The 22,978-nt window shown below is 64.5% G+C and carries 23 protein-coding genes and 1 riboswitch; of the genes, 12 read left to right on the top strand and 11 right to left on the bottom strand.

The window, feature by feature from the left end; genetic code table 11:
• From cobT to MTX35_RS11355, 3 genes are read right to left on the bottom strand one after another with little or no spacing between them, the layout of a single operon-like run.
• Positions 1–1,101: a nicotinate-nucleotide--dimethylbenzimidazole phosphoribosyltransferase gene (gene cobT, locus MTX35_RS11365; RefSeq protein ID WP_341441108.1), complete on the bottom strand. Its 1,101-nt coding sequence runs from the start codon at positions 1,099–1,101 to the stop codon at positions 1–3.
• Positions 1,098–1,667, bottom strand: a complete 570-nt coding sequence (gene cobU / locus MTX35_RS11360) for a bifunctional adenosylcobinamide kinase/adenosylcobinamide-phosphate guanylyltransferase (RefSeq protein WP_243595036.1) — start codon at positions 1,665–1,667, stop codon at positions 1,098–1,100. Before cobU ends, cobT begins: the two co-directional genes overlap by 4 nt.
• A 5-nt stretch (positions 1,668–1,672) precedes the next feature.
• Positions 1,673–2,332: a DUF3043 domain-containing protein gene (locus MTX35_RS11355; RefSeq protein WP_243595035.1), complete on the bottom strand. Its 660-nt coding sequence runs from the start codon at positions 2,330–2,332 to the stop codon at positions 1,673–1,675.
• A 101-nt stretch (positions 2,333–2,433) separates the two neighbouring features.
• Here MTX35_RS11355 and MTX35_RS11350 point away from each other — a divergent pair, with 101 nt between their 5' ends.
• From MTX35_RS11350 to MTX35_RS11340, 3 genes are all read left to right on the top strand, one after another.
• Entirely contained in the window at positions 2,434–3,513 is a 1,080-nt protein-coding gene (locus MTX35_RS11350) for a glycerate kinase (RefSeq protein ID WP_243595034.1), read from the top strand.
• A gap of 57 nt (positions 3,514–3,570) precedes the next feature.
• Complete coding sequence (locus MTX35_RS11345) at positions 3,571–3,936, top strand: iron-sulfur cluster assembly accessory protein (RefSeq protein WP_068052114.1); 366 nt, start codon at positions 3,571–3,573, stop codon at positions 3,934–3,936.
• A 104-nt stretch (positions 3,937–4,040) separates the two neighbouring features.
• Positions 4,041–5,015 (top strand): carbohydrate kinase family protein, encoded by a 975-nt coding sequence (locus tag MTX35_RS11340; protein ID WP_243595033.1) that lies wholly within the window; start codon positions 4,041–4,043, stop codon positions 5,013–5,015.
• Between the two features lie 63 nt (positions 5,016–5,078).
• Here the strand turns inward: MTX35_RS11340 and asnB are convergent, their stop codons facing one another.
• The gene (asnB, locus tag MTX35_RS11335; RefSeq protein ID WP_243595032.1) at positions 5,079–7,007 is read right to left on the bottom strand and encodes an asparagine synthase (glutamine-hydrolyzing); all 1,929 of its coding nucleotides are present in this window, start codon (positions 7,005–7,007) and stop codon (positions 5,079–5,081) included.
• Between the two features lie 221 nt (positions 7,008–7,228).
• Here asnB and MTX35_RS11330 point away from each other — a divergent pair, with 221 nt between their 5' ends.
• Positions 7,229–8,311: a cytochrome c oxidase subunit II gene (locus tag MTX35_RS11330; protein WP_243595109.1), complete on the top strand. Its 1,083-nt coding sequence runs from the start codon at positions 7,229–7,231 to the stop codon at positions 8,309–8,311.
• A gap of 18 nt (positions 8,312–8,329) precedes the next feature.
• Positions 8,330–8,746, top strand: a complete 417-nt coding sequence (locus tag MTX35_RS11325) for a cytochrome c oxidase subunit 4 (RefSeq protein WP_243595031.1) — start codon at positions 8,330–8,332, stop codon at positions 8,744–8,746.
• A 120-nt stretch (positions 8,747–8,866) separates the two neighbouring features.
• Here the strand turns inward: MTX35_RS11325 and MTX35_RS11320 are convergent, their stop codons facing one another.
• The 5 genes from MTX35_RS11320 to MTX35_RS11300 form a co-directional block, all read right to left on the bottom strand.
• A complete protein-coding gene (locus MTX35_RS11320; RefSeq protein ID WP_243595030.1) occupies positions 8,867–9,142 on the bottom strand; it encodes a helix-turn-helix domain-containing protein in 276 nt (91 codons plus the stop codon).
• Between the two features lie 212 nt (positions 9,143–9,354).
• Entirely contained in the window at positions 9,355–11,127 is a 1,773-nt protein-coding gene (locus MTX35_RS11315) for a cytochrome bc complex cytochrome b subunit (protein ID WP_243595029.1), read from the bottom strand.
• Complete coding sequence (locus tag MTX35_RS11310; RefSeq protein ID WP_279393344.1) at positions 11,124–12,335, bottom strand: ubiquinol-cytochrome c reductase iron-sulfur subunit; 1,212 nt, start codon at positions 12,333–12,335, stop codon at positions 11,124–11,126. Before MTX35_RS11310 ends, MTX35_RS11315 begins: the two co-directional genes overlap by 4 nt.
• Entirely contained in the window at positions 12,332–13,180 is an 849-nt protein-coding gene (locus tag MTX35_RS11305) for a c-type cytochrome (protein ID WP_243595028.1), read from the bottom strand. Before MTX35_RS11305 ends, MTX35_RS11310 begins: the two co-directional genes overlap by 4 nt.
• Before the next feature lie 83 nt (positions 13,181–13,263).
• Positions 13,264–13,875, bottom strand: coding sequence for a heme-copper oxidase subunit III (locus tag MTX35_RS11300; RefSeq protein WP_243595027.1), 612 nt, complete (start codon positions 13,873–13,875; stop codon positions 13,264–13,266).
• Between the two features lie 151 nt (positions 13,876–14,026).
• Between MTX35_RS11300 and MTX35_RS11295 the strand changes: the two genes are divergently transcribed.
• Entirely contained in the window at positions 14,027–14,503 is a 477-nt protein-coding gene (locus MTX35_RS11295) for a hypothetical protein (RefSeq protein ID WP_243595026.1), read from the top strand.
• 49 nt (positions 14,504–14,552) lie between these two features.
• A complete protein-coding gene (gene trpD / locus MTX35_RS11290) occupies positions 14,553–15,614 on the top strand; it encodes an anthranilate phosphoribosyltransferase (protein WP_243595025.1) in 1,062 nt (353 codons plus the stop codon).
• A gap of 13 nt (positions 15,615–15,627) precedes the next feature.
• Here the strand turns inward: trpD and MTX35_RS11285 are convergent, their stop codons facing one another.
• Both MTX35_RS11285 and MTX35_RS11280 read right to left on the bottom strand, forming a co-directional pair.
• Complete coding sequence (locus MTX35_RS11285) at positions 15,628–15,903, bottom strand: Lrp/AsnC family transcriptional regulator (RefSeq protein ID WP_027497377.1); 276 nt, start codon at positions 15,901–15,903, stop codon at positions 15,628–15,630.
• Positions 15,904–16,004: 101 nt separating this feature from the next.
• Positions 16,005–17,756, bottom strand: coding sequence for a DEDD exonuclease domain-containing protein (locus MTX35_RS11280; protein ID WP_243595024.1), 1,752 nt, complete (start codon positions 17,754–17,756; stop codon positions 16,005–16,007).
• Positions 17,757–17,959: 203 nt separating this feature from the next.
• On the opposite strand from MTX35_RS11280, the gene MTX35_RS11275 reads away from it, so the two are divergent.
• From MTX35_RS11275 to MTX35_RS11255, 5 genes are all read left to right on the top strand, one after another.
• Positions 17,960–18,184 (top strand): hypothetical protein, encoded by a 225-nt coding sequence (locus MTX35_RS11275; RefSeq protein WP_374230278.1) that lies wholly within the window; start codon positions 17,960–17,962, stop codon positions 18,182–18,184.
• Positions 18,185–18,299: 115 nt separating this feature from the next.
• Positions 18,300–18,461, top strand: a riboswitch (cyclic di-AMP (ydaO/yuaA leader).
• A gap of 18 nt (positions 18,462–18,479) precedes the next feature.
• Complete coding sequence (locus MTX35_RS11270; protein ID WP_243595022.1) at positions 18,480–19,034, top strand: C40 family peptidase; 555 nt, start codon at positions 18,480–18,482, stop codon at positions 19,032–19,034.
• A 308-nt stretch (positions 19,035–19,342) separates the two neighbouring features.
• Positions 19,343–20,404 (top strand): NlpC/P60 family protein, encoded by a 1,062-nt coding sequence (locus MTX35_RS11265; protein ID WP_341441120.1) that lies wholly within the window; start codon positions 19,343–19,345, stop codon positions 20,402–20,404.
• 31 nt (positions 20,405–20,435) lie between these two features.
• Positions 20,436–21,806, top strand: a complete 1,371-nt coding sequence (locus tag MTX35_RS11260; RefSeq protein WP_243595021.1) for a hypothetical protein — start codon at positions 20,436–20,438, stop codon at positions 21,804–21,806.
• A 23-nt stretch (positions 21,807–21,829) separates the two neighbouring features.
• Positions 21,830–22,954, top strand: a complete 1,125-nt coding sequence (locus MTX35_RS11255; RefSeq protein WP_243595020.1) for a glycosyltransferase family 4 protein — start codon at positions 21,830–21,832, stop codon at positions 22,952–22,954.
• Positions 22,955–22,978: the final 24 nt, after the last annotated feature.

Below are 22,978 nucleotides of genomic sequence, written 5' to 3'. Positions count from 1 at the left end.
TCAGTGGTCTTCGATACTGCTGTGGGCCTCGCTGTCGCCGGAACTGACACCGGAGTCGGCAAAGGTGGCCATCGAATTCAACGTACCGACGCCCGCACGAACCAGAGGCAGTGCTGCCAGTGCACCCGAGCCTTCTCCGAGACGCATCTCCAACTCCACGATCGGTTCGAGACGCAAGTGCCGCAACGCAAGCGAATGGGCAGGCTCCGCCGATCGATGCCCGGCAACCCACCAGTCCCGTGCTCCGGCTGCGGCGTCCTCGGCCACCACTGCGGCCGCTGTCACCACGAGGCCGTCGAGGATCACCGGTGTTCGCCGATGCGCGGCCTGGGCGAGAAAGCCGGCAAGTGCGGCGATGTCGGCACCGCCGGCAACTCGCAACAGGTCGGTGGGGTTCTTGGCGACCGGCCGTGCTCTACGCATGGCATCCCGGATGGCTGCGGTCTTCCTGATCCACCCGGCATCGTCGATTCCAGTGCCGCGACCGACGGCGGCAACCGGTTCGGTGTCGGTCAGGGTGGCGATCAATACCGTTGCAGGAGTGGTGTTTCCGATGCCCATGTCGCCGGCGATGAGAAGATCCGCGCCGGCGTCCACTTCTTCGTCGGCGATGGCGGCTCCGGCAGCGATCGCGGCCCGAACCTCGTCCTCGGTGAGTGCATCCTCGCGGTCGATGGACCCGCTGGACCGTCGAATCTTGAACGCGGACACCGACGTATCGGTATCGGCGTCGACCGCGACATCGACGACCCGCACCGTGGCATCGGCGATGTGCGCGAGCACGTTGACCGCTGCGCCGCCGGCCCGGATGTTCTCGACCATCTGGGCCGTCACCTCGGGAGGATAGGCCGAGACCCCGTGCGCAGCGACGCCGTGATCGCCCGCGAAGACGACCACCCGCACTCGCTCGAAGGACCGCGGCGGGCAGGCGTCCTGGCAGGACGCGATCCACTCACCGAGCGCCTCGAGGCGGCCGAGGCTTCCGGCCGGTTTGGTCAATTCCCGTTGCCGGTCCGCGGCGGCCGATCGAGCCGAGTGGGACGGAGCGGACACCGGTCGAAACGGCGACGACGCCGATTCTTCTTCCGAAGGAGTTGTCACACTGTGCCTTTCGCGGTGATGAAGTCCGCCGGTGGTTCCTTGAGGGGCAGCGCGAGCCCTGCGACGACCAGCAGAACCCTGTCACACACTGCCGCGAGCCGAGAATTGAGCAGTCCCAGCTCGTCGCGGAAGAGGCGACCGGAACGGGATTCGGGCACCACTGACAGTCCTACTTCGGGGCTGACGAGTACAAGGGCGGAGGTGGACTCGGCGACAGCATCGACCAGAGCGTCGACGGCCGGTGTGATGGTGCCACGGGGTAGCCCCCATGCTGCCGCGTCGTCCAGCATTCCCGTCAGCCACGCTCCGAGATCGTCGACGAGGGTGGTGCCGTTCCACGGCTGCGAGACGACATCCGACAGGGATGCGACGGTTTCGACGGTGGACCACTGTTGCGGTCTCGACGCGCGATGCCGCTCGATACGGCACTGCCAATCCTCGTCGGTGGCGTCGCGCCTGCCGGTGGCGACATAGCGAACCGGCTCGAGCACGGCAAGCGATTCCGCGTGCCCGGACTTGCCGGATCTGGCTCCACCGAGCACGAGGGTTCGAGTCGGTACGTCCACAGACGTCAGACGGCCTCGCCGGCGCTGACTCGCGGCTTGGGAGCGCGCATCTTGCGGATCTGGGACGCGCGAACGAAGGCGTACCACCCGATCTTGAAACCGCCGTCGGTGGTCTCGGGGAACCGCACCCGGATCTTGTTGTTGATCATCTTGCCGAGGTAGATGCCTTCACCGACCATGAAGAGCATCATCACGAACATGCCGAGCGTGACGTATTGCTGCACCTGAGGCTGCAGGAACAACGCGAAGATCAGGATCAAGGCGAGCGGCATGAACAGGCCCACGAGATTGCGTCGCGCGTCGACGATGTCGCGCACGTATGCGCGAACCGGACCCTTGTCGCGGGGGAGTAGGTACTTGTCGTCGCCCGCGAGCATGCGTGAGCGTCGCTCGGCTGCGGCGGCGCGTCGCTCGTTGGAGGCGGCCTTGCGCTCTTCCTTGCTGCCCTTGTTCGCCTTGCGACGCTCGCGTGCCTCTTTGCTCGTCAGGGGAGCAGGCGCAACCGGCCCACGACGCCGCGACTCGGCGTCACGGCGCTTGGGGGTCGGCCGGCCCTTGCCGAGAGACACCGAAGGGGTCGCGTCGCTCCCGGCCGTCGTCGACTCGGATTCGTTCGAGTCGTTTCCGTCCGAATTGTCAGAGTTTCCACGGCGTAGCAGCTTCACGCACTTAGAGTATGGGATGGCTCCTCGGTATCGAACACCGGCCAGGTCAGCGGCGAAACAGCGGATGGAAGTCCCGGCGCTGCAGCCCTAGACTTCCGACGATGCGAGTGATGATTGCGCCGGATTCGTTCGGAGACACCCTGACTGCCGCAGGCGCGGCCGAGGCCATCGCCAAGGGATGGGCCTCGGTTCGTGAGACCGACGAACTCGAGCTCGCGCCCCAATCCGACGGCGGCCCGGGCTTCGTCGAGGTCTTGGCCTCGCGTATCGGGACCGTTCGGTTCGCGGACGTGGACGGGCCCCTCGGCAACCCGGTCCGAGCCCGCTGGCTGCTCGACGGTACGGCGGCATACATCGAATCGGCTCAGGCGTGTGGACTGCATTTGCTCGACGGCCCGCCCACCGCGCTCTCTGCGCTGAAGGCGAGCAGCTACGGCGTCGGTCAGCTACTCGACGCCGCCCTGGACGCCGGGGCTCGAACGGTGTTCGTCGGACTCGGCGGAAGCAGCTGCACCGACGGCGGGCGCGCGATGATCCGTGCGCTGGGCGGTCTCGGATCGGCAGTCGCGAGGTTGTCGGACATCGACCTCGTTGCCGCCTCGGACGTGGAGAACCCGCTGCTGGGCGACGCCGGTGCAGCACGAGTGTTCGGCCCCCAGAAAGGTGCCGACGCAGACACCGTCGCTCGGCTGGAGGAGTTGAACACCGATTGGGCCGCAGTGCTCGCTGCCGCCGGCCACGAAGTGGCAGAACTGTCCGGTGCCGGAGCGGCGGGTGGTCTCGGTGCGGCTCTGTTCGCTCTCGGTGGCAGGCAACTCCCCGGTGCCGTCGTGGTGGCCGAACGAACCGGGCAGCAGGAACTGCTGAACTCCGTCGACCTGGTGCTGACCGGCGAGGGAAAATTCGACTCGCAGTCGCTGCGGGGGAAGCTGGTGACCAGAATTGCTGCCGCGGGAGGGGCAACGGGCATCGAGACGATCGTTCTGGCAGGCCAGGTCACGTTGTCCGCTGACGAGTTGGACTCGGCGGGTATCTCGGCAGCGCACTCCATCACCGAGTTCGCGGGATCGGTGGAGCTGGCGATGTCCGACGCGGCGAATCAGCTCGAACAGCTGGCCGCGCGCGTCGCGGCCGACGTTGCCGAAACTGCGGTCGACCGAGGCGGCGAGCGTGAGGAATAGAGCTACCGGGAGTACGGTTGAGTAATTCACGGGTTGTACGACTGATAGGGAGAACCCATGACCGTTTCGAATGAGACCGCAACGACCGAAACCACGGCGCACAAGGTCACCATGACGGAGACCGCATCGACCAAGGCCAAGGCGTTGCTGGATCAAGAAGGCCGCGACGACCTCGCTCTGCGTATCGCCGTCCAGCCGGGTGGTTGCGCAGGACTGCGCTACCAGCTCTTCTTCGACGACCGAAGCCTCGACGGCGACCTCGCGGTCGACTTCAACGGCGTCACCCTCGCAGTGGACCGGATGAGCGCTCCGTACGTGGAGGGTGCATCCATCGACTTCGTGGACACGATCGAGAAGCAGGGCTTCACGATCGACAACCCGAACGCCACGGGATCGTGCGCGTGCGGCGACTCGTTCAACTGAGCTGACTCGTATTCGACTGTGACCGATACACGCAAGCGTGTATCGGTCACAGTTGTGTCTGCCTGTCACTTCCCCAGCATTTACCAACCGAAAGGCCCTCCTTCGTGACTCTCGCGGTATCCGGCTCGATAGCGACCGACCATTTGATGCGATTCTCCGGACGGTTCGCCGAGCAGATCGTCGCCGATCAGCTCTCGAACATATCGCTGAGCTTTCTGGTGGACGATCTGGTCATCCGCAAGGGCGGCGTCGGCGGAAACATTGCATACGCACTGGGAGTTCTCGGCGGTGCGCCACTGCTCGTCGGAGCTGTGGGACCGGACTTCGCCGAATACCGAACCTGGCTCGAAGAGCACGGAGTGGACTGCAGTGGCGTGAGCGTCTCCGCCACCGCGCACACCGCCCGCTTCGTCTGCACCACGGACGAGGACATGGCGCAGATCGCGTCGTTCTACCCCGGGGCGATGAGCGAGGCCCGTGATATTTCCATCGAGGCACTGGCGGCGGAGCACAAGATGGACCTGGTTCTCATCGGTGCCAACGACCCCGACGCCATGACCGCGCACACGGCACAGTGTCGCGCTGCCGGCATCCCGTTCGCGGCCGACCCGTCACAGCAGCTCGCCCGGCTCGACGCCGCGCAGGCAACCGACTTGATCGACGGTGCCGCGTACCTGTTCACCAACGAGTACGAGTGGGCGCTCCTCAAGCAGAAGACGGGCATGTCCGACGCAGACATCGCCGCCAAGGTGGATCTGCGTGTCACGACGCTGGGTAAGCGCGGCGTCGACATCGTCGCCAAAGGCGGCGAACACACTCACATCGGTGTCGTACCCGAGACGAGCAAGGTCGACCCGACCGGTGTCGGCGACGGCTTCCGGGCCGGTTTTCTCACTGCGCACATGGGCGGAGCCAGCATCGAACGTGCAGCGCAACTCGGTTCGCTGGTGGCCGTGCTGGTGCTCGAGACCACCGGCACTCAGGAATGGGAACTCAACCGCGACGACGCGATCAAGCGTCTGACCGCCGCGTACGGTGCCGAGGCGGGCGAGGAGATCGGCGCACTGCTGCCGGCCTGACGCTGTTCTCGCCGCCCCGACGAAACAGGGGCGGCGAGGCCGCGATCATCGGATCTGCGGCAATCAGATGTTGACCGGGTACTCCGGTTCGGCGATCTGCGGCACGATGCGCTTCTCGACGAAGATGCCGTGCCACACCATGAAGATGAGCAGTGTCCACAGCCGACGGCTGTGATCGGACTTGCCGGCGCGGTGATCGTCGAGCATCGCGACGATGGCGGCCTTGTTCAGCAGATGATCGGTCTGCGATTCGGCGATCTGCTGATGCGCCCAGTCGAAGAGTTCCGGTCCGCGCAGCCAATGGCGCAGCGGCACCGGGAATCCCAACTTGGCGCGGTGCAGCACATGACCGGGAACGATTCCCTCGAGCGCCTGCCGCAGTGCGTACTTGGTGGTGGTCTTGGTGATCTTCTGCTCGAGCGGCAGCTTCTCGGCGACCTTGTAGACCTCGGAATCGAGGAACGGAACTCGGAGCTCGAGCGAGTTCGCCATGGTGATCTTGTCGGCCTTGACCAGAATGTCGCCGCGTAGCCACGTGAACAGATCCAGATGTTGCATGCGAGCCACCGGATCCCAGCCCTGCGATTGCGCGTAGATCGGAGCGGTCACGTCCTGGTGCGTCCACTCGGATCTGAATTCGCGCAACACCGATCGCAACTGCGCATCGTTGAAACTACGAGCGTTGCCGTAGTACCGCTCTTCGAGGGTCATGGAGCCTCGGTTGAGCAGGCTCTTTCCGCGAGTGCCTTCCGGGATCCGCTCGCTCAGCGAGCCCGCTGCGCGTCGCAGGAAGGCAGGAAGCGACTCGAACGGCTTCAACGACAGTGGTTCGCGGTAGATGGTGTAGCCGCCGAACAACTCGTCTGCACCTTCACCGGAGAGCACGACCTTCACATGCTTGCGGGCTTCCTTGGCGACGAAGTACAACGGTACGAGCGCTGGGTCGGCGACCGGGTCGTCGAGGTACCAGACGATTTCGGGAATGGACGCCGCGAACTCCTCCGGTCCGACGACCTTCACGATGTGGCGGGCACCGATGGCGGCCGCCGACTCCGCTGCGACATCGACCTCGGAGTAGCCATCGCGCTCGAATCCTGTGGTGAACGTGATCAGGTCGGGATTGTGGCGGATTGCCAGGGCCGCAATCGCCGTCGAGTCGATGCCGCCCGAGAGGAACGAGCCGACGGTGACGTCGGCGCGCATGTGCTTGGCCACCGAGTCCTCCAGGGCCTCGGCGATTTCCTGGTACCGAGCCTTCTCGCTGCCGGGTGCGAAGGGCTGAACCGGAAACTTCGGCGTGAAGTAGCGAGTGACCTTCGGCGGCGTACCGGGGGAGAGGGTGGCGTAGCAGCCCGATTCGAGCCGCCGAACGCCGGCGTGCAGGGTCTCGGGCTCGGGGACGTACTGCAGCACGGTGTAGTGCTCGATGGCGCGCGGATCGAGATCGGTGCCGACGCCGACCGTGTCCAACAGTTCGAGCACGCTCTTCTTCTCGCTGCCGAAGGCCGTGCCTCCCGGCCCGGTGGCGAGAAACAGCGGTTTGATGCCGAACGGATCCCGGGCGATGAACATCTCGCGGGTCTCGGTGTCCCAGACGGCGAACGCGAACATGCCCCTCAGCCGCTGCACTGCGGCGGCACCCCAGTAGTGGAACGCTGCGACGATCGATTCGCTGTCACCCTCGGTGACGAATTCCGCACCGTGGTCGCGGGCCAGTTCGGCCCGCAGTTCCAGGTAGTTGTAGATCTCTCCGTTGAACACGAGCGCGTACCGGTTCGGTGACTCGGGCGGACCCCATCGCATCGGCTGATGGGAGTGCTCGATGTCGATGAAGGACAACCTGTTGAACCCGTAGACGACATCGTCGTCGTGCCAGGTGCCACCGGGCTCGTCCGGCCCGCGGTGTCGCATGCAATGGGTCGCCGAACTCACCAGTTCGACACCGGCGGCGGTCGTTCCGTGAGATGTCAGTACTCCGAGCAGTCCACACACAGCGTCTGCTACCTCTTCTCGCAGTTGGGGACAATGCAGGGATGGGTCTCCGCGAGGTCGTCAGCGGGACCGTGGATCAGGATCCGAGTATGCCGCAGACACGCTGGGTCGTCGGTAACGACCCGAGAGTGGTTCGCCGCCGGCTTTGGTCTACGCTGCGTAGTACTCGGGCATCTCCATGTGGAAGCCCTTATTCTTCAGTGGTGGGCAATCAGGAAGGCGTGAACGTGGCGCAGAGTCGGATCCTTCGTCGAGCGGGGCTGACAGCATTTCTCGGTGTAGCCGCGTTGATGCTGTCGGGCTGTTCCATCAGCAGCGACAACGTACTCAATTTCGGCTTCGCCTCGGGCGTCACCCCTCAGGGGCGACGCATCGGCGATCTGTGGACGTGGTCGGTCATTGCTGCCCTGGTCATGGGCATCATCGTGTGGGTTCTGATCTTCTGGGTGGTGTTGTTCCACCGTAAGAAGAAGAGCTCACCGGAGTTCCCCCGCCAGACGGCATACAACGTTCCACTGGAGCTGTTCTACACAGCGGTCCCGTTCGTGATCATCGCCGTTCTCTTCTACTTCACCGTGGTGGTTCAGAACTACGTGGACGAGAAGCAGGCCGATCCGGACGTTCAGGTCGATGTCACGGCGTACCAGTGGAACTGGAAGTTCGGATACCGGACCATCGACCTCAAGGACGGTGCCGCCAAGTACGAGGGCACCGACGAGGAAGAGCAGGCTGCCGCCGAGGCTGCCGCGACGCCGGGCGAAGGTGCCGAGGGCAGCGAGGACGGCGAGTTCGTTCCAGGGCCGATCAACGGAGCATCCACGCAGGATCTGTCGTACCTGCACTACAACAAGATCGAAACGGTCGGGTCCAGCGACGAGATCCCGGTGCTGGTTCTGCCGACCGGCAAGCGCATCGAATTCGTGCTCGCGTCCTCGGACGTCATTCACGGGTTCTGGGTTCCGGAGTTCCTGTTCAAGCGTGACGTTCTCCCGAACCCCGAGGAGAACCACTCCGACAACGTCTTCCAGATCAGCGAGATCGAACGTGAGGGCTCTTTCGTCGGGCGGTGCACCGAAATGTGCGGCACCTTCCACTCGATGATGAACTTCGAGGTTCGCGCTGTCTCTCCGGAGCGGTTCGAGCAGTACATCGAACTGCGCAAGCCCACGTCCGAGGGCGGAGAAGCGCTGACCAACGCACAGGCGCTCGAGGCCATCGGCGAAAGCCCCATCGCAACGAGCACCTCGCCGTTCGAGACCGACCGCACCGTCCGTACCGCCGCCACTGTCGCCGAAGGCAACTGACCAAGGAAGCATGCTGATATGAAAATCGAAGCCAAGATCTTCGAGATCCTCACGGTCTTCTTTCTGCTGGTCGGCATCGTGTACGCGTTGTTCACGGGCCTCAGCCGTACCGGTGTGGAGTGGGCCGGAGTCACCGCGATCTTCCTGTCGGTGGGTCTCACGCTCATCGTCGGTACCTACTTCCGCTTCGTCGCGCGCCGCCTCGATACCCGTCCCGAGGACTTCGACGATGCAGAGGTGAGCGACGGTGCAGGCGATCTGGGCTTCTTCAGCCCCGGGAGCTTCTGGCCGATCGTGCTCGCAGGTGCTGCATCCATCACTGCTCTCGGTTTCGCGTTCTTCCAACCGTGGTTGATCGCCCTCGGCGTCGTCTGCGTCATCGCGTCTGCTGCAGGCCTGGTCTTCGAGTACCACGTGGGTGCCGAGAAGCACTGACATCACCAGCTTCACCCGAAAAGGGCCCTGGTCGTTCTCACGAACGACCAGGGCCCTTTTCGGATCTTCTTGTATGGGCACGAGGATAGAGCCGAAATACGGCACCCTCAGGGGGATGTGTCAGGAGGCGTCGGCCTCGGTACGTGGGCGGACGGGAGTGCAGGTCGAGTCGGCAAGCGAGTCGAGCGAGACGTTCAACGCACCGCACAGAGCAGCAACGGTGAAGAACGCCGGAGTCGGGATGCGGCCGGTCTCGATCTTCCGCAGGGTCTCCACCGAGATGCCGGCTGCACCGGCTACGTCGGTCATGGTTCGGCCGCCACGGGCCTGACGGAGGGCGGTGCCGAGCCTGGCGCCGCGGGCGAGTTCGCCGGGGCTGAGGGGAATGCGGACCATGCACCGATAGTAATACCGGTGGAGTGAACGCCGGAGCGGCCGGGGACGTGACAGGTCGGTGACGTCCGGGTGCGGGTCCGGGTGCGGGGGAGGGGAGTGGCCCGATCGTATCGACCGAATGTACGTCCGGTTCGAGCGCGGGTGAGCGTTCTCGGACAAAGCAAAGAGGGCGACACCGTTGCCGGTGCCGCCCTCTTCAGCTTTCTCGTGTGTCAGCGCTCGCTGTCGGTGTCCTGTCGACCCGAAGTGATTGCAGTGTCCTCGGCCGAGTGGAGTCCGTGGCCGTTGCCGTTCGAGTGGCCGTTGCCGTTCGAGTGACCGTTGCCGTTGGCGTGGCCGTTCGAGTTCCCGTTGCCGTTCGAGTGACCGTTGCCGTGAATGCCCGCCTGGTAGTTGCGGAGCATCGTGAGCTGATCGTGTTCACCCTTGTGCAGGGCGTCTTCGAGAGCCTTGCTCTGGGACACCGGATCCGGAGTGAACAGCGATCCCGATCCTGGCTTTCCTGCCGAACCCAGCTTGTTCATTTTCTTGGGTACGGCTGCGCCCTGGTAATCGAGGGGAATCGGGTGTCCGTGATCGTCGACCGGCCCCAGCGGCTGGTGGATTTCCACGTACTGACCGTGCGGGAGCCTCTTGATGATTCCCGTCTCGATACCGTGCTCGAGCACTGTCCGGTCACTGCGCTGCAGGCCGATGCAGAAGCGGTAGGCAATGAAGTATGCCAGCGGAGGCATGGTGAGAATTCCGATGCGACCGATCCACGTCATCGCGTTGAGCGAGATATCGAACTTGTATGCGATGAGGTCGTTGATGCACGAGAGCGTGAGGATCACGTAGAACGTGAGGGCCATCGCGCCGATCGCGGTACGCACCGGAACGTCGCGGGGACGCTGCAACAGGTTGTGATGCGCAGTGTCTCCGGTGAGACGCTTCTCGATCCATGGGTAAGCAATCATCACGGAGAAGACGAGACCCATGATCACTGCCACCCAGAACACCGCTGGGATGGTGTATCGGCCCGCGATGTAGATCTCCCACGCAGGCCACAATCTGGCCATACCGTCGGTCCACATCAAGTAGAAGTCGGGCTGAACGCCTGCGGACACTTGCGATGGGTTGTACGGCCCGAGGTTCCAGATCGGGTTGATCTGAAGCAGACCACCCATTGCTGCCAGCACACCGAACGTCACGGCGAAGAACGCACCGGACTTGACTGCGAAGACCGGAAGGATACGAACACCGACGACGTTCTGCTCGGTGCGGCCGGGTCCGGGGAACTGGGTGTGCTTCTGGTACCACACAAGAGCCAGGTGGGCTGCGATCAGCGCCAGGATGATGGCCGGTAGCAACAGAACGTGGGCGACGTACAGGCGCGGAATGATGATCGTGCCGGGGAAGTCGCCGTCGAAGACGAGCCAGTGCATCCACGTACCGATGATCGGGATGCTCATGGTGATGCCACCGAGCGCGGCGCGAAGGCCGGTGCCGGAGAGCAGATCGTCGGGGAGCGAGTAGCCGAAGAAGCCCTCGAACATCGCGAGGATCAGCAGCAGGCAGCCGATGACCCAGTTGGCCTCACGCGGGCGACGGAACGCGCCGGTGAAGAAGATGCGCATCATGTGCACGATGATCGAGGCGGCGAACATCAGTGCCGCCCAGTGGTGGATCTGCCGCATGAACAGACCACCACGGACCTCGAACGTGATGTCGAGCGCGGTCGCGTATGCCCTGGACATCGTCACACCGTTGAGCGGGGTGTACGCACCTTCGTACACGACCTCGCTGAGCGACGGATCGAAGAACAGGGTGAGGAACACGCCCGAGATCAGCAGAATGACGAAGCTGTAGAGGGCGATCTCACCGAGCAGGAAGGACCAGTGAGTGGGGAATACCTTGTTGATCTGGCGACGCAATCCCGGCGCCAGATGATAACGACTGTCGACGCCGTCGGCCTGCTTGGCGGCGAGGGTTTGCAATGTACTCATGAGTCACGCTCCGGACGACGTTCCCAGAAGGCGGGCCCGAGTGCTTCGGTGAAGTCTCCCGAAGCGACGAGGAATCCCTCTTCGTTGACAGTGATGGGAAGTTGGGGCAGCGCACGCGCAGCCGGTCCGAAGATCGGCTTGCCGTACTCGAGCGCGTTGAACTGCGACTGGTGGCAAGGGCACAGAATTCGGTTGGTCTGCTGCTCGTACAACGATGTCGGGCAACCCAGGTGCGTGCAGATCTTGGAGTAGGCGAAGTAATCGCCGTAGTTGAAGCTTTCCTGACCCTTGCGCTTGACGACGGTGCTGGCGTCGTCGGGGCGCAGGCGGATGAGCATGACCGAGTTGCGAATTCCGCGCAACGACACGAGCAGGTCGTGTTCGCTCTCGCGGTCCGCTTCGCGGAACGGGAAGACGGTTTCCATGGCACCAGCGTCCAAGTCCTCGGGCCGAACGAGAACGACATCTTCCGGTCGCCCGGTGTCTCGTCGGAGGTAGATGGTCTCTCCATCGTAGCGAGGAGTCCAGCCGGATACCCACAACGGAGAATCTTCGCCCTTGGCCCAGGGATTCTTGATCAGTCCACCGAGGGGCAGCAGCGCCATGACACCGAGCGCACCGCCGCCGAAGAGCAGCGACCTCTTGATCACCTTGCGCCGACCGATGGTGGACGTGTCGAGGGAGTCGCCCAGTTCGGCTACCAGCGTCTTCCGGTCGATCTCCGACGAACCGCCGTCGTGACGGTCCTGGATGGAGACCTCTTCGGGGATGAACTTCTTCGTGAACTGCACCGCGCCGACGCCGACCGCGAGGATCGCCAGGCCCATCGTGGCGCCGATCAGCGGGGTGTACAGCGAATACGCGATGTAGTTCTCGTCGCCGATCCCGGCATACTGCCACGGCCAGAACAGGTAGATGCCGATGAACGCCACTGCGGCCAGGCCGGCGATCGCGAACCAGATCGCGACACTGCGCTCCGCTCGCTTCTCCGCGCGGGTACCTTCCACAGCCCAACGGTTGCGGCGGAAGGCGACATCGACACCGTCGAGGTTGGTGCCCAGCGCGACCAGGTCGTCGCGGCTCATCGCGGCGAGTTCCTCGTCGGTGTACTTCTTGTCCGCGTTCACGCCCTCGGCACCGGGTGCATCCTTGCGTCCGGATTCGTCGTCGTTGTTCGCGTCCTTACGGCCGGAATCGCCGTCGGTCATGATCTAGCTCCGATCCACAAAGTTGCTCCGACGACGGCGATGATGCCGACCGTCCAGATAGCGATCATCTCGGTACCGGGACCGAAACTTCCGATGCTCCAACCGCCTGCGGGAAGCGTTTCCTGAGCCGACTTGACGTACGCGATGATGTCGGACTTCTCCTCGATCGTCAGCTGACGATCGGAGAACTTCGGCATGTTCTGCGGGCCGGTGACCATGGCGGTGTAGATCTCCTGCTCGTTGGCAGGGCCGAGAGACGGTGCGAACTTGCCCGAGGACAACGCGCCGCCCTCACCGGTGAAGTTGTGGCAGGACGCGCAGTTGAGCCGGAACAGCTCGCTGCCGCGTCCGATGTCGTTGCCACGCAGAGACTCCTGGGCGATCTCGCCGTTGTCGTCGAGGATGACCGTCGGTCCTCCGCCGTTCGCCTGAACATAGGCACCGAGGGCGTCGATCTGCTTGTCGTTGAACTTCGGCGGCTTGCGCAACGCCTGTGCTTCGTTGCGAACGGCGGGCATACGTCCACTCGACACCTGGAAGTAGACAGCTGCTTCGCCGACGCCGATGAGGCTCGGTCCACGATCTTGAACGCCCTGCAGATTGACACCGTGGCAGGTGACACAAGACGTGTCGTAGAGCTGCTTGCCCTCACGGATCAGCGCTGCCGAATCGGTATCGGCGGTCGCGACCTGCGGGGCGGGTGTGAGGGCCGAAGCGAGGAATCCCGCGCTCAGAAGGCCCATCATCAGAACGAGAGCACCGGTGATGCGTCGACGCGTCTTACGCTGCCGTCTCGTCTTGGAGGCGGCTTTGTCGACGGATGCTGCTGGGGGAGATGTACTCATCTTCTATCCCTTGTCGTGTCGGGACGGACCGAACGTCGGGGGCTGAATCCGTTCGCTCGCTATCTGGGGCCTGCTGAATATCACTAGCGGATGAAGTAGATCGTTGCGAAGAGGGCAATCCAGACGATGTCGACGAAGTGCCAGTAGTACGAAACGACGATGGCGGCGGTGGCCTGAGCGGGCGTGAACTTACTGACCAACGTTCTGGTGATCAAGAAGACGAAGGCGATGAGCCCGCCGATCACATGCAGTCCGTGGAAGCCGGTCGTGATGTAGAAGACCGAGCCGTACACACTGCTCGAGAGCGTCGTGCCCTCGTGGATCATGTGGTAGTACTCGTACGCCTGGCCGGCGACGAAGAACGCACCCATCACCAGCGTGATGATGTACCAGCGGCGGAGTCCGAACACGTCACCGCGCTCGGCGGCGAATACACCGAGCTGGCAAGTGAACGACGATGCGATCAGCACCGCGGTCACCGGCACGGCGAGAGCGAGGTTCAGCTCCGTCGGTTCGGGCGGCCAGATTCCATTCGCCTGAGCGCGTGCGACGAAATACATCGCAAACAGCCCGGCGAAGAACATGAGTTCACTCGACAGCCACACGATCGTGCCGACGCTGACCATATTGGGACGGTTCAGCGAGTGCACGCGTTGGGTGATTGCCGATCCTTGAGTCCCTACAGCGCTCGTCACAAAGAGAAGTATGACCCGTCGTAGTACGGAAGGCATATCCGGGTCCACTCTTGGCGCGTCGCGCGTCAACGAATCCAATCGGGTCCTTGTTCCCGTGCAGGTCAAGGACCCTGTACGGGCCGGTAGGGTCCAGTCGTGCAAGGCTGGCCTCATGGCAAAGAGCACCGGTGGTGGATGGCTTCGGAGACTGTTCTCGCGATCGACGGCAGAACGTCTGGACCCCACTCGAGACGATCTGGTGATAGTGGCGAGTTGCTTCGACGACGCACAGGCGTGTTCGGCCGTACTCGACGACGCGGCGCGAACTCGGCCGGAGTGGACGGACTCGGCGGACGTGGTGCTTCGGCATCACCTACTGCTGCCGTCCCATCACGTCGAGGACGCCGCAGCGGTCGCAGCTCAGGACGGCTACGAAGTGGGGCCCAGCGCCGACTTACCGGATACCGCCGGTTATCGCCCACAGGTCGACGACGGTGTCGCTCTGGTTCTGCAACGTGTGCAGGTGCTCGACGCCTTGCACTGCTCGCAGGAACGCTCCCGGATGGCGGGCCTCGCTCAGCGGCGCGGGGGAGTGGTGCTCGGCTGGGACGCGCTGCAGCCCGCGCAGTCCGACGCAGCGACTGGCTAAGCTTCCACGGCACCACGTCCGCCGCCATGGATCGACGAACGGAACAGTCTTGAACGCACCGACCACTGACGACCAGCCGCGAACGTGGCGTCGAATCCTCGGCGCGTTGACGACGCACATCGACCTGTCCAGTGCCGACACCGCCTGGGCTATGGACGAGATCATGGCCGACAACGCCACGGCCGCGCAGATCGCTGCGTTCGGAGTTGCCCTGAGGATGAAGGGGCCCACTCCGGCGGAAGTGAGCGGACTCGCCGAATCGATGCTGGCACACGCCGTGCTCGTCGATACGGATCCCGATGCCGTCGACGTCGTGGGCACCGGAGGTGACGGGGCCGATACTGTCAACATCTCGACCATGGCCGCGATCGTCGTTGCCGCCAGCGGCACAAGAGTGGTCAAGCACGGCAACCGCGCAGCGTCGTCCAAGAGCGGCACCACCGACGTGCTCGAGGCGCTGGGGGTCCGCGTGACACTGGGAGCCGACGCGGTCGCGTCCAGTGTCGAGCAGGTCGGCATCGGGTTCTGCTTCGCGCCGATACACCACCCGGCACTGCGCTTCGCTGCCGCACCGCGCAAGGAAATCGGAATCCCGACGGTCTTCAATGTTCTGGGGCCACTGACGAATCCGGGGCGTCCGCGCGCCGGCCTGATCGGCTGCGCCTTCGAGAATCTCGCTCCGGTGGTCGCCGACGTGTTCGCCGCCCGTGGCAGCTCGGTGCTCGTCGTACGCGGCGACGACGGACTGGACGAGATCACCCTGTCCACCACCACCACCGTGCACGTGGTGTCCGGTGGCTCGGTCACGGTCGAGTCGATCGATCCGCTCGCCTACGGCATAGCCCGGGCACCGATCGAAGCACTCAGGGGCGGTGACGCAGAATTCAACGCAGCCGTGGCTCGCCGAGTGCTCGCCGGTGAGCGCGGGCCGATCCGCGACGCCGTCCTGCTCAATGCGGCCGCAGCATTGGCGGCGCACCATGGAGTGTCCGGCGACCTCTCCGCCCGCATCGAGGCCGGATTGGCCGCAGCCGCAGCCACTGTCGATTCCGGCGCAGCAGCGCGGCTCCTCGCCGACTGGGCTCGGTGCACCACCGAGTTCGCGGACTGACGTCGATCGGCGACTACTCGCCGATCGAGAACCCCGCATCCACGTCGGCGCTCGAATACGACTGGAACGCAATGTGAGTGGTGGTACTGCGCACACCTCGCACGCGATTGATGTGCTTGGTGATGACCTCTGCGATCGAGGCATGATCGCGAACCTTGACGATGGCGATCAAATCGACATCCCCGGCACACGAGTAGACCTCCGACACACCGTCGACATCGGCAACGGCTTGCGCCGCCTCCGGAATCAAGTCGGCCTCGGCGTCGATCAAGACGATGGCATTGATCATCTGCGCTCCTCAAGAATCTCGAGCCCAACACGTCGCGAGCTTCGAGCAAACCCTAGTTGCTGACGGTCCTCACCGGTCGTTCCGCAGGCTCCACTCCTGCTTCACGGGTCGTTCCGCGGGCTCCACTCCTGCCTCACAAGTCGTTCCGCAGGCTCCACTCCTGCCTGCCTGGCTGCTTCTTTCGCCGTCCGACACCACGACTCCCACGAACCTGCCGACCTCGCGGGGCTGCAGTAGCCACTGCTCGTCCGCACGATCCGAACCCCGTCGGTGCGCAGCCAGGACGCGATCAGGGCCACTTCCTCCGGCGGTGCGCCTCTCAGGGGCGTCGTATCGGGAATCACCGTCTCGGCCGACGCAGTGATGGCATCGACCACCGGCATCGGGTGCACTCCGCGCGGCGCGACGGCAGCGCCGGCGAGGCGTCCGAATCGCACCACGATCAACTCCCACCCACCGTCGGGAGTGCGGCGCGCCGCAACGAGTTCGGCAATGGCGGCCACAGCTGCCGACCGATGCATCCTGCGTAGTGCGTCCACGGTGATCGCGATGCGGTCGCGCAGCCGAGCAGCCGTCTCGTACAGCTCCTTGTCCGCGAGTTCGTCGACGCGGCACCGCATGGAATACAGAACGGCGTCGTCCTGACCGCACACGAGCGCGAGAAACTGCGTCGGAGCCTCCGAGTACTCGTCGGCCGTCAGCGGTCCGGACAGCGCCGCAGGGCAGCCGCCCACGTCGGTTGCCGGGCAGTTGTCACCGTGACGGACCGAGCGAGACAGACGGCGAGTGCACGTTCGTAGACGACAGAACTCCGCGACGAGGGCGGCGGCCTCCGCGGCATCACCGCGAACCGAGAACGGTCCGAGACCGTTCGGTGCCGGTGCGCGAACGATCGACAGGCGAGGGAAGGCCTCGTCGGTCAGGGTGATCCACCACCCCTTCTTGGGAAACTTCGAACGACGGTTGTACGGCGGGATGTGCGCCGAGAGCAGACGCAGTTCCCGGACTCCTGCTTCGAGGGCGTGCGCGCACTCGACGTGGTCGACGCGAGTGGCCAGCGCGACCATCTCCTTCATCCGGCCTCTCGTCTCCGAGCCGGTGAAGTAGTTGCGCACGCGCCGCTTGAGGTTGTTCGACGTACCGACGTACAGCACCTCGTCGGACGGGCCGCGGAACAGATAGACACCGGGCGTGCCGGGAAGATGGGCGGCCAGCCCGCGTTTGGCTCGTTGGCCGGCCGACACCGCTGGTAAGTAGTCGACCAACTCGGCGTAGCTGTGGACCCCCTGATTGCCCACACGTTCGATGAGGCCGTGCAGAACGTCGACTGTCGCTCGGGCGTCGTCGAGCGCGCGGTGCGTCGGTCGGGTGCCGGATCTGAACAAAGTCGAAAGCGCAGACAGCTTCACCGACGGTGCCTCGTCGCGCGTGAGAACTCGACGAGCAAGTTTGACGGTGCAGAGCACCTGGAACCGTGGCCATGCGATGTCGAGGCGACTGGCGGCTGCTTTGAGGAATCCGGTGTCGAACCCGGCGTTGTGAGCAACGAGCACCGAACCCCGCGCGAATTCGAGGAAACCGGGCAGTACCCGCTCGATCCGAGGCGCACCGATGAGCATCGCCGACGTGATGCCGGTCAACTCCACGATGTACGGCGGAATCGACCTGCCAGGATCGATGAGGGTGGCGAACTCGCCGAGGATCTCGCCCCCGCGAACCTTCACAGCCCCGATTTCGGTGATGGCTTCGGTGTCCGCGCTGCCGCCGGTGGTCTCGAGGTCGACGACGACGAACGTGGTCTCGTGCAGCGGAGTGTCGAGTTCGTCGAACGTCAGCTGGATGGGCAGGCTCACCGGGACGAGATTAGGTCCGACCTCCGACAGGAATGACCACCGTGTCGTCGAACGCAGTCGTGTCACGAAACCTGTCGGTGGCCGGCGCTATCTTTCGTTCGATCGGCAGATTCGACCGCCGGAAACCGAAAAGAGACAAGGATCACATGATCATCGACTGCAGTGACTGCCTGGTCCGTGACATCGCGTGTGCGGATTGCGTCGTGACGGTCCTTCTCGGGGCACCCGGGATGCCGGCGAGATCGGATGGGCGGTGGGTCGGACCACCCTCTCGTATCACCCTCGAGCAGGAGGAATTGGGCGCTATGGGGGTGCTTGCCGATGTCGGTCTGGTGCCCACGCTCAAGCTCGTGGTGGACGACGACAACACTTCCGAGATTCCGTTGTTATCGACTCGTGACACACCGGGCGACCAACGCGCTGGATAGCTGGTTTCGGGCCGATTTCGCTCGCTTCGGCGAGTTGGGGTCGACACGGAGGTATGCCATTTCGTAACCTTCCTGAGACCTTGCGGAGTCTCGCCAGTCCAAACCGGAGTGGCGTCGCAAGTCACCGCCTAATCGTTCACTCGCGAGAGTGTTCGTACCGGGAACCCGATATCTACTGGGGTGAATCCCGCTGAGCCACTGCACAGTGGCCGGTGGGTAGGGCTGCTCTTCCCAGCCCGAACCCGTCAGCTAACTCGGTCGGCGGACGATAGGAAGAAACGGAGCACCATCTTTCGTGGCGTCACAACTTTCCAACCGATCATTGCGGCGAGTCCTCGTAGCCGGAGCGCTCACGGCAGGCGTGGTCATCCTTCCCGCCGCACCCGCAATGGCGGCCCCCCTCACCATTCCCGGCGTCGGAACCTTCGAGATTCCTGACATCCCGGGCCTTCCTCCTCTCAACGTTCCGGGTATGCCTGCACCGGGGGCTCCGTTGGCTCCCCAGGTCACTCCGGCAGCGAAGGCCGTTCAGGCCGCAGAGTCCAAGATCGGCGCACCGTACGTGTACGGCGCTTCGGGTCCGGACTCGTTCGACTGCTCGGGCCTCGTCCAGTGGGCGTACAAGCAGGCCGGCGTCAGCCTGCCCCGCACGAGCTACGACCAGGCAGCCGCAGGCACTCCGGTGTCGCGAGACAGCCTGGCCCCCGGCGACGTCGTCTCGTTCTACGACGGCTCGCACTCGGGCATCTACGTCGGCAACGGCAATGTGGTGCACGCATCCACGTCCGGCGTGCCGGTCAAGGTTGCTCCGCTTGCCTCGATGCCGTTCGACGGCGCTCGCCGTTACTGATTCGAGCGTGCGACGTTCGTTGTGAACGACCGACAGGGTCGAACCGACTACCGGTTCGGCCCTGTTGTCGTATCCCGGGCAGGACGCCCGCGACACGCCGGTCCGGTGGACAGCGGGACGTCCAGTTCGTAATCTGATCGAGACCTGGTCGACGTTTACTTTGTGACCTGTCACCTGAAACCCCCATCGATTTCGGACCGTGATCGCGTCCGCGCCCGTAAGAGCATGGGTAGGGTTCGTTTTCGGTCTATTTTTCCAACCGTTGTCTCGATCGAGACAGCATGTGTGAGGACGGAGAGTCGCTTTCCGTGGCGATATCGAGATCTACCCGAGTGGTGCGGCTGGTCCGTAACTCGGTGATTGCTGTCGCGTTGGCCGCGAGCATCACCGTGGTGCCGACGACAACGGCGATCGCACAGCCGGGATTCGACTCGGCGTCCGACGCACAGACCGAACTTGCCGAGCTGTCTCGCGAATCCGAGCAGACCACCGAATCCCTGCACAACGCTCAGATCGATCTCGATGCCAAGAATCAGCAGCAACTCGACGCGCAGGCCGTCGTCGAACAGAGCCGTGCTGCCGTCGACGCAGCGCAGGCACAATTGGCGCAGCTCAAGCCGGCCATGGACAAGGTTGCCAACGTCAACTACCAGGGTGCGCGGACCAATCGACTGTTCGCCGTCATGGTCAGCGACTCGCCACAGCAGTTGCTCGATCAGATGTCGGCACTCGATGTGATCTCGGCGGAGACCGCCGATCAGGTCGCGCGCTTCAAGCAGGCGAGTTCGGACGCCGTGACCGCCGAGCAGGCCGCGAATGCGGCTGCGGATCAGGCACGCGTTGCGGCCGAACAGGCCAAGGTCGTCAGCGACGACCTCCAGGCCAAGCAGAGCGAGTTGCAAGGTCAGATCGCCGAGGTGATGGCCGCCTACAGTGCTCTCACGTCCTCCGAGCAGCTGGCTCTCGCCGGATCGGCACTGCCCGACGGCTTCGATCCCGCAACGATTCTGCAGGGCCTGACGCCCGGATCCGGTGCGAGCGCGCTGCAGGCCGGGCTGACGCAGATCGGCAAGCCCTACGTCTGGGGCGGAACCGGCCCGGATGGCTTCGACTGTTCGGGGTTGGTCGTGTGGGCTTACAAGCAGGTGGGCAAGACGCTGCCGCGGTCGAGTCAGGCGCAGGCAGCAGGCGGAACCCCGGTGGATCAGAAAGATCTGCAGCCGGGAGATGTGGTGCTTTTCTATCCGGACATCTCACACGTGGGTATCTACGCCGGAAACGGCAACGTGCTCCATGCCTCCACCTTCGGTGTTCCCGTGAAGGTGCAGTCGATGGCATCGTTCCCGTACTACGGGGCGCGTCGATACTGACAGTGTGCCTCGACGATCGCCGAATGCCTGCATGAGTGGCTCCAGCGGGCACTCCGGAGTGCATTCTCTCGTGCGATCGGCACGGTTGCGCTGGTTGGCGGTCGTCCTCGTTGCGGCGGTGGCGGTCTCGGCCTTCCTGATTCATCGAGCCGGCACCTCCGACGGCATATCCGACACATCCTCGACAGTCACCGATCCCCAGGCCTCACCGACCTACGATCAACAGCGCCGCGCCGACGTGACCGTTCTCCTGGATCGGTGGGCTCGCGCGGTTCGTTCCGGCGATGTCGATGCGCTGCGGGAGCTGATGGATCCGCGGGCCGATCCGGGTTTCGTGGAAGCGGAGGTGCGTCGGGCAGCAGTGGTGTCGGCCGTCCCGTTCGCCGATTTCGGCTACGACCTGGGGGATGAGCCGGAGACCCCGGTTCCGCCGTCGATCGCAGAGGCGCTCGATGCCACCGACGTCTGGGCGCCCTCGGTGTATCTGCGATACGCGGTCACCGGACCGGACGCATCGCCGACGCGTCGGCCGGTCTCACTCGTCGTGGCCGAGCGAGACGGTCGGTGGCGGTTGGTCGACGACGCGGACCTGTCCGAGTACCGACGCCAGACCTGGCGCGGGCCATGGGATTTCGGACCACTGACCGTGCGTTCGGTGCCCACTGCAGCCGGGACCTCGGTGGTCGTGGGGCATTCGGATCGCGAGCAGTTCGTCGACAGCCTTGCCGCCGAACTCCCATCGGCAACGGCGGCGGTCACCGATTTCTGGGGAGACGACTGGGCGCGCGACGGGCTGGTTTTCGTTGCCTCCTCCGCGGAGGAGTTCGCCGAACTGACGGGGTCCGATCCGTCCACCGATGTGGCCGCGGTGACGGTGTCCGACGCGGTGGCGGGCGACGGCTCCCGTCCGACGGGTCAGCGGGTGGTGTTCGGCCCTGATGCCGCGTCGCGGTTGACGCCGTTCACCCTTCGCTCGGTTCTGCGACACGAATTGACCCACGTGGCGGCGCGGGCGCGGACGTCGGACGGTACGCCGCTGTGGGTGTCCGAGGGGTTCGCCGACTATTCCGGGTATCGCAATTCCGGTGCCGACTTCGCGCAATTGGCTCCCACTCTGGCTGCCATCGTGGGGGCGGGGGGGCCGCCGACGGTCTTGCCGAAGAACGAGGATTTCGGTGCCGGTGGCACCCGGTCGAGCGTGGCATACGAGTCGGCGTGGTCGGTGTTCGCGTTCGTAGCCGATCGGTTCGGCGAATCCACGTTGCGCAGACTGTACGAGGAGCTGGCGTCCGAACCCACGAACGAGGGCCCTGCCGATGCTCCTTTCGAGGCGGTACTGCGGTTGGACCGTGCCCAGTTCGTTGCTTCCTGGGGCGACTGGGTGGCTGCTCGGTCACGCTGAGCCGGGGCGCTACGGTTGTCGCCATGCGTCGTACTCTGCTCGTGACGAACGACTTTCCACCTCGCCCCGGTGGTATCCAGTCCTATCTGCACAGCTTTGCCACGCAGCTGCCTGCGGACGAGCTCGTGGTCTACGCACCCCGGTGGCGCGGCGACTCGCACGAGAAGTTCGATGCCCAGCAGCCGTTCGAGGTGATCAGACATCCGACGACGCTGATGTTGCCGACTCCGCTCGTCGCCCGGCGCGCGGCTCGAATTCTGAAGTCGCGAAGGTGCGATTCGGTGTGGTTCGGTGCGTCGGCTCCGTTGGCGGTGATGTCGTCGCATCTGCGCAAGGCCGGTGCGGATCGCATCGTGGCGAGTACTCACGGCCACGAGGTCGGCTGGTCGATGGTGCCCGGTGGCCGAGCGACGTTGCGCACGATCGGTGAGAACACCGACGTGGTGACCTATGTCAGCAAGTACACCAGGGGCCGCGTGAGCTCGGCCTTCGGCCGGACCGCCGCGCTCGAGCATCTACCGCCCGGTGTCGATACCGATCGTTTCGTGCCCGACGACGCCGCGCGCGCGGAACTGCGCTCGCGGTACGGCCTCGGAGATCGCCCCACCGTTCTGTGCCTGTCTCGGCTCGTTCCGCGTAAGGGGCAGGATTTCCTGATTCGAGCGCTCCCGGGAATCCGTCGGGCCGTCGACGGAGCGGTTCTGGTGATCGTCGGCGGCGGGCCCTACGAGAAGACGCTGCGCGAGCTCGTGCGATCCACCGGCATGGAGGAACACGTGGTGTTCACCGGTACCGTGCCGTCCGCGGAGCTTGCCGCCCACCACACCATCGCGGACGTGTTCGCGATGCCGAGCCGCACCCGGGGTGCCGGTCTCGATGTCGAAGGACTCGGAATCGTCTATCTCGAGGCGTCCTCCTGTGGCGTCCCCGTCGTCGCCGGCATGTCCGGAGGTGCACCGGAAGCAGTGCAGCACAACAAGACCGGGCTCGTCGTCGACGGTACGTCGGTCTCGGGCATCACCGACGCGATCGTGCGAATCCTGTCCGATCGCACGCTCGCCACGCAGATGGGCAACGCCGGCCGCGCATGGGTGGACGAGGAATGGCGCTGGGACGTTCTGACCGAGAAGCTCCGGTCACTGATCTGATACTCGTTGCCGCGAGTCGATGCG

Source organism: Rhodococcus sp. ARC_M12, assembly GCF_022810385.1.
Taxonomy (GTDB): Bacteria; Actinomycetota; Actinomycetes; order Mycobacteriales; family Mycobacteriaceae; genus Rhodococcoides; species Rhodococcoides navarretei.
This window is presented reverse-complemented; position numbering and strand designations above follow the sequence as displayed.